This is a genomic window from Mycobacterium sp. AMU20-3851 (genome assembly GCF_043974665.1).
Classification (GTDB): domain Bacteria; phylum Actinomycetota; class Actinomycetes; order Mycobacteriales; family Mycobacteriaceae; genus Mycobacterium.
Map to the genome: position 1 here is coordinate 4,053,452 of NZ_CP146371.1, position 12,728 is coordinate 4,066,179.

Consider the following 12,728-nt stretch of genomic DNA (forward strand, 5'->3'; position numbering starts at 1 on the left):
GGTACGTTGGCCTGGTGTCCGGTTTGATCGACGTACACCAGCATCTGGTCCCGCCGGATTACCGTGCGGCGGTCGACGCGGCCACCGGCGGTTCGGTCGGCGGCATACCGCAACCGGCATGGGACGAGACCTCGATGCTGGAACGCATGGCGGCGTTGCACATCGACCGGGCCGTGCTGTCGGTGTCGGCGCCTGCCCTGGCCCCGCTGGAGCCCACCGACCGACCCGCGCTGGCGCGGTCGTGCAACCGGACCATGGCCGATCTGAGCCTGCGGCACCCGGACCGACTGGGCGGATTCGCCCTGCTGCCGCTGCCCGACGTCGACGCCGCACTGACCGAAATCGCGTACGCACTCGACGTTCTGGGCCTCGATGGCGTCGCGGTGCTCACCAACTACGAGGGCCGCTATCTCGGCGACCGGCGCTTCGAACCGGTGTTGGCCGAGCTGGACCGCCGGCATGCGGTCGTGCATGTACACCCCAACCTGCCGCCGGCGATGGTCGACGCCCGACTGCTGCTGCCGGCGCCGGTGCTGGAGTTCACCTTCGACACCACCCGCATGGTCGCCGAGCTCATCCTCACCGAAACCCCGGCGCGCTACCCGAATCTCAAACTGGTGCTCTCCCACCTCGGCGGCACCCTGCCGTGGGCGGCCTGGCGACTGTCGATGCTCGACGACTTCCCGTCCGCGCACGGTGGCCGGCGCGAACCGGTCCGCGATCAGCTGCGCCGCTTCTACTACGACGTCGCGCTGTCGGCCTCCCCGGAGGCGCTGGCACTGGCCGCCGAGGTGGTGGGCACCGACCGGCTGCTCTACGGCAGCGACATCCCGTTCGCACCGGCCCCGTTCGTGGACCGGAACACCGCGCAGGTCGACCCGAATCTGACTGCCCGGACCCGGGATAACGCGCACCGGCTGTTCAGCTGACCGGGACGGCGTCCTGGTCGAGCGGGGGTTCGGCCCGCGGTGCGCGACGGCGTCGCCGCCCGGACGGCCACCAGTTGTGTCTGCCCACCAGCACCGCCAACGCCGGCACGGTCAGGGTGCGCACCAGCAGCGTGTCGAGCAGCAATCCGACGCCGATGATGAAGCCGCCCTGCACCATCGAACTGATGCTGGAGAAACACATCGCCAGCATCGGCGCGGCGAAGATCATTCCGGCCGAGGTGATCACACTGCCGGTCGCGCGGACCGTCTTGACCACCCCGGATTTGATGCCGTGCGGGGATTCGTCGCGGATCCGGGATATCAGCAGCATGTTGTAGTCCGCTCCGACGGCGACCAGCACGATGAACGCCAGGCCCGGGGTGCTCGCCGCGATGGCCTGATCGGCCATCACCTGCAGCACCAGCACCCCGATACCGAGCGCCGACAGTGTCGAGATCACCACCGAGACAACCAGATACAGCGGTGCGACCACGGCACGCAGCAGCAGCACCAGGATGACGAAGACCACCAGTACGGTCATCACCACGATGAACAGCAGGTCGCGGTCGTAGAAGTCACGAAGTTCGCTGTAGTAGGGCGTCATGCCCGACATCGAGATGGTCGCGTCCGCCAGCGCCGTGTTGACCTGGGCGCCCCGGGCGGTGGCCAGGATGTCCTTCACCTGGTCCATCGCCGCGACGTCGTAGGGCGCCAGGCGGGACTCCACCAGATACCGTGCCGAGCGCCCGTCGGGCGACATGAACACCTCGACGACATCCTGGAAGCTCTTGTTGTCCAGGATTTCCGGGGACACGAAGAATCCTGCGGTGCCCGGGTCGGTCGCATTGCGCTGCATCGACCGCAGGAACGTCGCCGCGTCCTCCAGCCCGTCACCGAGTTCGTCGGTCTGCTCGTCCAGGGTCTTCACCCCGTCGGCGAGTTGACGGCTGCCCTCGGCCAGCGCGGCGGCGCCCTGGTCGATCTTGGCGATCTGCTGTTGCAGCCCACCGCTGTTGGCCGAACCCAGCGAGGACAGCACCTTGCCGGCCGCATCCATCGCGGGCTGCACCTTGTCGAGCGTCTCGACCACGCGCTGCCAGCGGTCCCGCTCGGTGACACAGGCCGGGTCGACGTCGCACGCGGGGTTGCCCCGCAGGGTGGTCACCACGAAGCGGGTGAACTCCAGCGACTGTTTGAAGCTGTCCGCGTCCTGGACCAACGGCGCATCGCCGGGCATCTTGGGCAGCAACTCGGAATCGGTGAGCTGTCTGCGCACATCGGCCATCGTCTTCTTCAGGCCGTCGAAGACCTTCGTGGCCTGGGTGAGCTGACCGCGCACCGAGGCCAGGCTCTCGGCCAGTTTGTCCGCGCCCCCGGTCAGCTGGGAGCGCGCGTCGGTGCTTTCGGTGATCTTGGCGGAGGCGTCGGCGAGCTTGTCCCCGATCAGTCCGGCCTGGTAGCTCAGGGTGGCCTGCTCCAGCGGTTCCCCGGTGGGCCGGGTGACGCCGCGGACGGTCTCGATGTCGGGCAGCTGGCTGACCCGCTGCGCCATCTGCTCGAGGTCCGCCAGCGCCTCGGACGTGCGCAGGTCGTGCGGCGACTGGATGAAGATGTACTGCGGCGCGGTGATACTGGCCGGGAAGTGTTCCTCGATGGCAGCCATGCCGACGTTGCTCTCCGCGTCCGGGGGCAGCGCGGTGCGCGCATCGTAGCTGGTGTCCATCACCATCACGCACAGCGCCAGCGGCACCAGGATCAGCAGGCTGCCGACCAGGTGCGCGGTGGGCCGGCGCACGATCCGGATGGCCGAGCGGCGCCAGAACTGCTTGGTGAGTTCACGCCGGGGTTTGGCCCAGCCGCGCCGCCCGCACAACACCAGGAACGCCGGCAGCAGGGTGATCGAGGACACGAAGGCCACCGCGATCGACACCGCGAGCGCCGGTCCGGCGGTGGAGAACACCTTGAGGGTGGTGAATCCCATGCCCAGGAAGGTGACCGCGACGGTGGCCGCCGAGGCGGCGATCACCTTGCCGATCGCGGTGATCGCCTGCGCCACCGCCTCCTCCGAGGCCAACCCGGCCCGCAGGTATTCGTGGTAGCGGCTGATCAGGAACACCGCGTAGTCGACGCCGGCGCCGATCATCATCGCCGACATGAACACCAGCGTCTGCTGGGAGATGGCCAGTCCCATCTCGGCGAGCGCGGCCACGAACTGGCTGGCGACCACCTGGGAGATGGAGATGGTCAGCAGCGGCAACAGCATCGTGACGATGCTGCGGTAGACGATCAGCAGGATGATCAGAACCAGGCCCACCGTGACGGTTTCGATCAACCGCAGGTCCTTGACCCCGATCGCCTCGCGTTCGGCGACGGTGGCGGTCAGGCCGGTCATGTGCAGGGTCAGGTCCGACCCGGCGACGGTGTTCTCGACGGTCTCGACGACGCGCTTGTACGCCTCGCTGGACTCCGGGGAGCCCAACTCCCCCACGATGCCGACCGGGATGAACCAGGCCTTGTCGTCCTTGCTCTGGAACACCTCGCGCAGCGGTGGCTGGGTGATGAAGTCCTGCACCATCACCACATCGCGTACGTTGCCGTGTAATTCGTCGACCAGTCGGCGATAGACGGCCTCGTCGTCCTCGTCGAGGCCGTCGTCGTCGGTGAGCACGACCAGGGCTATGTTCTGGATGCCGGGCTCGCCGAACGCCTCGGTCATCTGCTCGGTCGCCACCATCACCGCGGCGTCGGCGGGCAGCATCTCCTGGTCGCGGTCGCTGGCCAGCTGGATCAGCGGCGGGATCGTGCTCGCCAACACGGCGGCCAGCATCAGCCACGTCGCGATCACCCACCACGGGCGGCGCACCACGATGCGGCCGAGCACACCGAAGGCGGCGTTGACCGTGAACCGTCCGGTCCCGATGCGGGACCGGGCGGGCCATACCGATTTCACGGTGCCTCACCGAACAGTCGCCGCAGCCGGTCGGCGTAGCCGGCCAGGGTCTCCGGGCTCAGCATGTCCTGATGGGTGCAGTCCAGCGGGTGCACCGTGACCCGGCCCTGCACGTGCGGGGACCAGGCCCGGGCCAGGTGGCCGGCGCGGTCGGGATCGTCGCGCTGCGCGGAGAACAGGATCAGCTCCCCGGCGAACGTCTCGGCCCGGTGCGCCCGATACAGGTCGATGTTGATCGCGACGTTGTCCACCATCTGGTCGAGTAGCCCGGTGATGTCCAGATCCCCTCGTTCTCCGATCAATTCGTCGACCTGGCCGCGGTCCACCGCCGGGTCGGCCGTGTCGCCGAGCGTGGGTTCGGCGTCCAGCAGCACCAGCCGCTCGACGATACCGCCCCGGCGTTGCAGCTCGACCGCGATCGCGTGCGCCAGCACCCCACCGTAGGACCAGCCGAGCAGCCGGTACGGGCCACCCGGATGGTGGGCTTCGATCCGGTCGGCGTGCCGGGCCGCCAGCTCGGTCAGCGCCGCCGGCGGCGCATCGTCGGTGGCCTGCTGGACGCCGACGACCGGGGCGTCCAGCACACCGGTGAGGACCTGGTAGTGCCAGCTGACGCCGCTGACAGCATGCGGGGTGAAGACCGGTGTGCCGGTGCCGCTTCCCAGCACCTGCACCGGCGCGACGGTGGGGCCGGCCGCCGGGGCGCCGCTGTCCAGCCGGGCTGCCAGGGCGGCCACCGTCGGGGCCTCGAAGATCGCCGACACCGACAGCTCCCCGCCGGTCGCCGCATTGACGGCGCCGACCAGACGCATCGCGGCGATGCTGTCACCGCCCAGATCGAAGAAAGATGCGTCGGCGCCGACCCGGGCCAGGCCGAGCACCTCGCCGAAGACACCGGCCAACATGATTTCGGTGGCCGTGCTCGGCGCGACATGGCTGCCGGTGTACTCCGGGGCGGGCAGCGCGCGGGTGTCGAGCTTTCCGTTGACGGTCACCGGCAGCTGTTCGACGGCCAGCACCGCGGACGGGACCATGTAGCCGGGCAGCCGGTCGGCCAGTGCCGCACGCAGGTCGGCGGGGTCCGCGCCGCCGGTGACATAACCGACCAGGCGTCGGTCCCCGGGCCGGTCCTCGCGGACGATGACGGCCGCCTGCTCGACGCCGTCCTGGGCCGCCAACGCCGCGCGCACGTCACCGAGTTCGATGCGGAAGCCACGGATCTTGACCTGCTCGTCGGCGCGGCCCAGGTGGTCGAGTTGACCGTCCGCACGCCACCGGGCCAGGTCCCCGGTGCGGTACATGCGTTGCCCGGGTTCGCCGAACGGGCAGGGCACGAAGCGGGTGCCGGTCAGTGCGGGGCGTCCCCCGTACCCGGCGGCCACCCCGGTGCCGGCCACGTACAGTTCCCCGACCATCCCGACCGGGACCGGCCGCAGGAACTCGTCGAGCACGAAGGTCGCCGCCCCCGGCACGGCGGACCCGATCGGCATCGGCCCGCCCTCGCTCAGTGGTGTGCTCACCGTGGCGTACACCGTGGCCTCGGTCGGCCCGTAGATGTTGACGATGGTGCCGTCGGGAGCCCAGCGGTCCACCAGTTCGGCCTGACATGGTTCGCCGCCGACCAGCAGCGTCAGCGACTCCAGCCCCTCCCGCGCCAGCATGACGGCCGCCGACGGGGTCTGCCCCAGCGCGGTGACCCGTTCGGCGCGCAGCAGGGCGTGGAACTCCTCCGGTGCCGCCGTGACGGACTCGGGCACGATCACCAGTCGGCCGCCGTGCAGCAGCGCCGCCCAGATCTCCCCCACCGAGAAGTCGAACGCATACGAGTGGCACTGCGCCCAGACCTGTGCGGCGGGTTCGATGACCGGCGTCGCGAACTGCCCGGTCACGTTGCGGTGGCTGACCACAACACCTTTGGGGATGCCGGTGGTGCCGGAGGTGTAGATGACGTAGGCGGTGTCGTCCGGTGCCGGCGGCGTGGGTGCGGTGACCGGCTGTCCGGCCAGTGCCGGATCGGCCGGGTCGATGACGGTCAGGCCACCGAACAGTGCGGGGTCCTCGGTGCTGAGCACCGCGATCGGGGCGGTATCGGCGAGCATGAACTCCCGCCGGTCGGGCGGCATCGCGGGGTCGATGGGCAGGTAGGCCGCTCCGCTCTTGAGCACCGCGAGGATTGCGATGACGGCCTCCGCGCAGCGTCCGGACACCAGCGCCACGACCCGTCCCGGCCCGGCGCCGTGCCCGATCAGCAGATGCGCCAGCCGGTTTGCGGCCTGGTCGAGTTCGGTGTAGGTCCAGGACCGGTCTCGGTCGGTGAGCGCCACCGCATCCGCGGTGCGGGCCACCTGCGCGGTGAACAGCTGCGGGATGGAGGTGGCGGGCCCGGGCGTGGCCAGGACGGCGCGGTGGGCGAAGCCGTCCAGCCGGGCGTGGTCGGCGTCGTCGAGCAGGTCGATCGATGCCAGCGCCCGGTCCGGGTCGGTGACCATCGCGGTCAGCAGCCGCTCGAATCGTCGTACCAGCGCGTCGATCCGGGCGTCGTCGAAGACCTCGGTGTCGTACTCCACGCGCAGGCCCAGGGCCGCCCCGGGGGCGACCTGCACGGTCAGCGGGTAGTGGTTCTGCTCGTGTGCGTCGAAGTCGGTGACGGCCAGGGTGTCCCCGGTGCCGGCGACGGCCGCGCCGAGCGGGTAGTTCTCGTAGGCGAACATGGTGTCGAACAATTGGTCGTGGCCCGCCACCCGGTGAATCTCGTTGAGCGCCAGGTGCTGGTGGTCCAGGGTCGCGTTGTGCGCGGACTGGATCTGGGCGAGCAGATCGGCGGCGGTGTCGGTCGCGGTGGCGGTGGCGCGCACCGGCACCGTGTTGATCATCAGGCCCACCATCGCATCGGCACCGGCAACATCGGCGGGCCGGCCCGAGACCGGGGTGCCGAAGGTGACATCACGCTGCCCGGTCAACCGCATCAGCAGCTGGGCGTAGGCGGCCTGCAACACCACATTCGCGGTGGTGCGCCGGTCCCGGGCCAGCTCGCCCACGCCTCGGGTGACGTCCTCGGACAGTGTGTAGGAGCGGACCGCCCGGTCGCCCTGCGGATTCAGTGGCCCGAGCAGGGTCGGGGTGTCGTACCCGGCCAGCGTCTCGGCCCACGCCGTGCGGGCGGCGTCGAGGTCACGGCCGGCCAGCCACGCCACGTAGGTCCGGTACGGTGCGGGCGCCGGGAGCCGGTGGTCGTGATAGGCGGCGAAGATCTCGTGCAGCAGGATCGGCAGCGACCACCCGTCCATCACGATGTGGTGGTTGGTCAGGATCAGCCGGTGCCGGTGCGCTCCGGTGCGGACCACGGTGGCCCGGATGGGCGGGTGGTCGTCGAGGGCGCAGACGGCGGCGCGGTCGGCCGCGCGCAGGGCGGCGACGTCGGCGCCGTCGGTGAGGTGGCGCCACGGGATGTCCGGGTCGGCGGGGACGATCTGGACGGGTTCGCCGAAGCGTTCCTCGAACCGGGCGGCCAGGTGCGGGTGCCGCTTGAGCACCGTGCGCACGGCGTCCCGCAGCCGGTCGGGGTCCAGTGCCCCTTCCAGCGTCAGATCCAGTTGCACCGCATAGAGATCGGCTGCCTCGGCGGTGCCGGCGTGGAACAGCAGGCCGTGCTGCAGCGGGGTCAGCGGCAGGATGTCGGCGATCGGGTGCCGCGCCGCCAGTTCGTCGATCTGCCGCTGGTTCAGGCGGGCCGGCGCGATGTCCGAGGGGGTGAGTCCGCCGCCGCCGGTGCGCACATGCGCGCAGATGCCCTGCAGGGCCTGGAACCACAGCCGGGCCAACCGGTCGACCTGCTCGGCGTCGAGCACCGACCGGGCCCAGGTCCAGTTGGCGTGCAGCGCAGGCCCGTCCGGGGTGTCCACGGTGGCCGCGTTGAGTTCCACGGTGTGCATGAGCGGCATCGGCACCGCGGCGCTCACCGCGGTGGCCTCCGCACCGTTGGTCGCCAGCCGCCACAGCCCGTCGGGCAGCTCGGCTCCCCCGCCGAGCCGGCCGAGGTAGTTGAACCCCATGGTCGGGTCCGGACCGTCCAGATCGGTGGTGTCGTCGAGGTAGCGCAGCAGGCCGTAGCCCAGGCCGTCCGGGTGCGCCCGCAGCTGTTCCTTGGCGTTCTTGAGCAGCGCCCCCAGCGCGGTGTCACCGGCACGGACCTGCGCCCAGTCCAGATCCTCCAGGGTCAGGGCCACCGGGTATTTGGTGGTGAACCAGCCGACGGTGCGGGACAGGTCGATGTCCTCGGCGAGGTCTTCGTGCCTGCCGTGGCCCTCTACATCGATGGCGATGTGTTGCTCGCCGACGAATTCGGCTGCGGCCAGCGCGAATCCGAGCAGCAGGATGTCGTGTACCCCGGTGTGGAAGGCCTTCGGCACGGCGCCCAGCAGCTGCTGCACCATTTCGGGGTCGTCCAGGGACACCGACAGCCGGCCGGCGTCGGCGTAGGTGTCCGTTGCCGCGGGCAGCACGGCCGGGGTCGCGGCGATCCGCCGCCAGGCCGGCGCGTCGGCGCGTACGTCCGCGCTGCGGGCGTGGGCGGCCAGCTGTTCGGACCACCGGGCGAACGAGGTGCCCGCGGCGGGCAGCACCACCGGTTGTCCGCTGCGGTGTTGCCCCCAGGCGATGTTGATGTCCTCCAACAGTATTCGCCAGGACACTCCGTCGATGGCCAGGTGGTGCACGATCAGCACCAGCTGCTCGGTGCGGGTCACCCACAGCGCCCGTAGCAGCATCCCGGATCGGGGCGCCAACTGCGTCCGTGCGGTCAGCACCGCGGTCTCGGTGAGGTCGTCCACCACGGTCACGCAGTCGCGTGCGTCGAGGGCACCGGGCTCGGGGACGTGCAGATCGGTGCCGTCGGCGCGCATCCGGAGCACACCGTGGCGGTCCAGGACGGCCTGCAGCACCATGTGCACATCGTGTCCGGTGGCACCCGACGGTGCCTGCAGCACCACGGTCTGGTTGAACTCCGTTGTCGGACCGTCGACCTCGGCGAGCCAGCGGATGATCGGGGTGGCGACCACCGGGCCCACGCCGTCGTCGTGGGCGGCCTCACCGTCGGCGACGCCGACCACCCGGGCCAGCCGCGACACGGTCTGCTCGACGAAGATGTCCCGCGGGCGGCAGGTCAGGCCGGCCGCCCGGGCCCGGGCCACCGCCTGCATCGACATGATGCTGTCGCCGCCGAGTTCGAAGAACGAATCGTCGACCCCGACCCGCTCCAGCCCGAGGACCTCGGCGAAGATGCCGGCCAGCAGTTCCTCGATCGCGGTGCCCGGTGCCCGGTACCGGTCGGGCTGTTCGTAGCTGGGCGCCGGGAGGGCCCGCTTGTCCAGTTTGCCGTTGGGGGTCAACGGGAGTGCCTCGATCGCGACCACCGCGGTCGGCACCATGTAGCCGGGCAGCACGCCGGTCAGGGCCTCCCTCGCGGCCACCGGATCCGCGCCGCCGGTGATGTAGCCGACCAGGCGCTTGTCCCCCGGTCGGTCCTCACGGGCGATCACCACCGCCTGCTCGACACCGTCGAGTGCGGCCAACGCCGTTTGCACGTCCCCGAGTTCGATCCGGAAACCGCGGACCTTCACCTGTTCGTCGGCCCGGCCCAGATACTCCAGCTGCCCGTCGGCACCCCAGCGCACCAGGTCCCCGGTCCGGTACATCCGCTGCCCGGGCGGACCGAACGGGCAGGGCAGGAATCGGGTGGCGGTCAGTCCCCCGCGCCCCATGTACCCGGCCGCGACACCCGTTCCGGCGATGTACAGTTCGCCGACGACGCCGACCGGTACCGGCCGCAGCCGTTCGTCGAGCACGAAGGCGGCCGCCCCGGGCACCGGCGCGCCGATCGGTACCGGGCGCGCAGTGGTCTGCGACTCGGCCCGCAGCGGTGCGCTGACCGTCGCATAGATGGTGCCCTCGGTGGGGCCGTACGCGTTGAGCATCCGGGTGCCGTCGGCCCACCGGTCGACCAGTTCGGCCGGGCAGGCCTCCCCGGCCACCACCAGGGTGGTCGCCGACAACCCTTCCTGGGACAACATCATTGCCGCCGACGGGGTCTGGGTCAGCACCGTGACCTGCTCGGCGACCAACAGGGCGTGCAGGTCCTCCGGGGAGCGGGCCACCCATTCGGGCACGACGACCAGCCGGCCGCCGCGCAGCAGCGCACCGAAGATCTCCCACACCGACACGTCGAAGGCCAGCGAATGCCACTGGCTCCACGCACCGGCCGGTGCCAGCCCGTCACCCACCGGCCCCAGCAGTCCCAGCACATTGCGGTGGGTGATCGCCACCCCCTTGGGTATGCCGGTGGTGCCCGAGGTGTAGATCAGGTACGCCAGGTCGTCGACGGCCGGGCCGGGCAGTGCCGCAGTCGGCTGAGCGTGCAGCGCGGGATCGTCGAGATCGACCACGACACAGTCACTTTCGTCGACCCGGCCGGTCAGCTCGGCGGAGGTGAGCACCACCACCGGGGCCGAGTCGTCGAGCATGAAGCCGATCCGCGCGTCCGGCAGTGCCGGGTCGACGGGCAGGTAGGCTGCTCCGGCCTTGAGGACCGCCAGGATCGATGTGATCGCCGCCGCCGACCGGTGGAACAGCAGTGCCACGGTCTGCCCGGGCCGGGCACCGCGGCCCGCCAGCAGCTGGGCCAATCGGTCCGACAGCGCGTCGAGTTCGGTGTAGGTCCAGGACCGGTCCTGGTCGGTCAGCGCGACCGCGTGCGGGGTGCGGGCCACCTGCCCGGTGAAGGCGTGGACCAGCGACGCAGGGGTGTCCGGGGCGTCGGACAGCGCCGCGGTGTGCCCGAGTTCGTGGAGGCGGGTCCGCTCCTGCTCGTCGAGCAGGCTGACCGCCGACAGCGGCCGGTGCGGGTCGGCGGTGACCGCCGCCAGTACCCGCTCCAGCCGGGTGACCAGAGTGCCGATGGTGGCGGCGTCGAACACGTCGGTGCGGAACTCGACCTCGCCGCCGATGCCCGCCGGGGTCCCGGTCGCGGTCCACCGTTCGGCCAGTGAGAAGGTCAGGTCCATCCGGGCGGACCGGGTGGTCAACGGGACCGCGCTGACATCAACGCCTTTGAGTCCGGGCCCGCCGGCCGCGTCATGCAGTTCGGTGAAGTTCTGCCAGGACAGCATCACCTGCACCAGCGGATGGTGGGTCAGGCTGCGGGCCGGATTCAGTCGCTCCACCAGCACCTCGAACGGCACGTCCTGGTTCTCGAACGCCTCCAGGCTGCGGGTGCGGACCTGCGCCAGCAGGTCGGCGAAACTCGGGTCGTCGGACAGGTCCGCGCGCAGCACCATGGTGTTGACGAAGAACCCGACGAGGTCATCGAGTGCCGGGTCGCCTCGCCCGGCGATCGGGAAGCCCACGGCCACATCGGTACTGGCGCTGATCCGGGACAGCAGCGCCATCAGGGCGACCTGCAGCACCATGAAGACGGTGGCGTCGTGTTCGCGGGCCACCCGGGTGATCTGCTCCTGCAGGGCGGCCGGCCAGTCCACGCCGACGGTGTCGCCGGCCATATCGGCGATCAGCGGGTAGGGCCGGTCGGTGGGTAGGTCGAGCCGTTCGGGCAGGCCGGCCAGCGTGTGCTCCCAGTAGCCGAGTTGCGCGGCGACCCGGCTGGTGTCGTCCTGCAGGTCGCCGAATTGGGCGCGCTGCCACAGGGTGTAGTCGACGTACTGCACCGGCAGCGGGTCCCAGTCCGGTGCCTGGCCGGCGCAGCGGGCGGCGTAGGCGCCGGACAGGTCGGCGACCAGCGGGCGCATCGACCAGCCGTCGGCGGCGATGTGGTGCAGCACGGTGACCAGGATGTGGTCCTCATCGCTGATCCGGAACAGCGTGACCCGCAGCGGGAGGTCGGTGCTCAGGTCGAAGGTCCGCCGTGCGGTGTCCTGCAGTTCGTCGTGCAGCCGGTCGGCCGGCCAGTCGCCGGCTTCGACGATGCGCCAACCGAAGTCGGCATCCTCCGCCGGCACCACCACCTGATGAGGGGTGCCCTGCGGGGCGGCGAACAGGGTGCGCAGGGTTTCGTGCCGGCTGACCACGTCGACCAGTGCCTCGCGCAGCGCCGCGGTGTCCAGGGGTCCACTGCAGCGCAGCGCCGAGGCCATGTTGTAGACCGCCGACGGCCCCTGCACCTGGTCGACCAGCCACAGCCGGTTCTGCGCGAAGGACAGTGGGATCTGCGCCGGGCGGGGCCCGGCCACCAACGGTTGCCGTGCGGCGGCGCCGTCGGCGACGCGCTGGGCGAGCCGGGCGACGGTGGGCGCCTCGAACACCGCGCGCACCGGCAGGTCGATGTCCAGGGCGGCGTTGATCTCGGCGATCAGCCGCATGCTGGACAGCGAGTCCCCGCCGAGATCGAAGAACGAGTCGTCGACGCCCACCCGGGGCACACCTAGGACGCGGGCGAAGATGTCGGCCAGCAGCTGTTCGGCGACGCTGCCCGGGGCGCGGTGTGGCGCGGCGGTGTAGTCCGGTTCCGGCAGGGCGCGCACATCGAGCTTGCCGCTCACCGTGAACGGCAGGGCGTCCAGTGCGGTGACCGCGGCGGGGACCATGTAGGCGGGCAGTCGGTCGGCGACCGCGGCGCGCACGGCGGCCGGGTCGGCGGGTCCGGTGATGTAGCCGAGCAGCCGTCGTCGCCCGGCGTCGTCGGTGCGCACGATGACCGCGGCCTGCTCGACGCCCTCGACGGCGGCCAGAGCGGACCGGACCTCGCCGAGTTCGATGCGGTAGCCGCGGATCTTGACCTGTTCGTCGGCGCGGCCGAGATACTGCAGCTGCCCGTCGGCGCCCCAGCGGACCAGGTCCCC

The 12,728-nt window shown here is 70.9% G+C and carries 3 protein-coding genes (1 of these 3 cut by a window edge); 1 reads left to right on the forward strand and 2 read right to left on the reverse strand.

Features of this window, described 5'->3' with window-relative positions; genetic code table 11:
• The first annotated feature begins 14 nt into the window (after positions 1 to 14).
• Entirely contained in the window at positions 15 to 929 is a 915-nt protein-coding gene (locus tag V4U86_RS19465; protein WP_395307573.1) for an amidohydrolase family protein, read from the forward strand.
• Here V4U86_RS19465 and V4U86_RS19470 read toward each other — a convergent pair.
• Positions 922 to 3,879 (reverse strand): RND family transporter, encoded by a 2,958-nt coding sequence (locus tag V4U86_RS19470; protein WP_395307574.1) that lies wholly within the window; start codon positions 3,877 to 3,879, stop codon positions 922 to 924. The two genes, V4U86_RS19465 and V4U86_RS19470, sit on opposite strands and share 8 nt — an antisense overlap.
• Positions 3,876 to 12,728, reverse strand: partial view of a non-ribosomal peptide synthase/polyketide synthase gene (locus V4U86_RS19475; protein WP_395307575.1) — the 3' portion only. It continues 22,062 nt past the right edge of the window; only the last 8,853 of its 30,915 coding nucleotides appear in the window; its start codon lies beyond the right edge, outside the window; it ends in the stop codon at positions 3,876 to 3,878. Before V4U86_RS19475 ends, V4U86_RS19470 begins: the two co-directional genes overlap by 4 nt.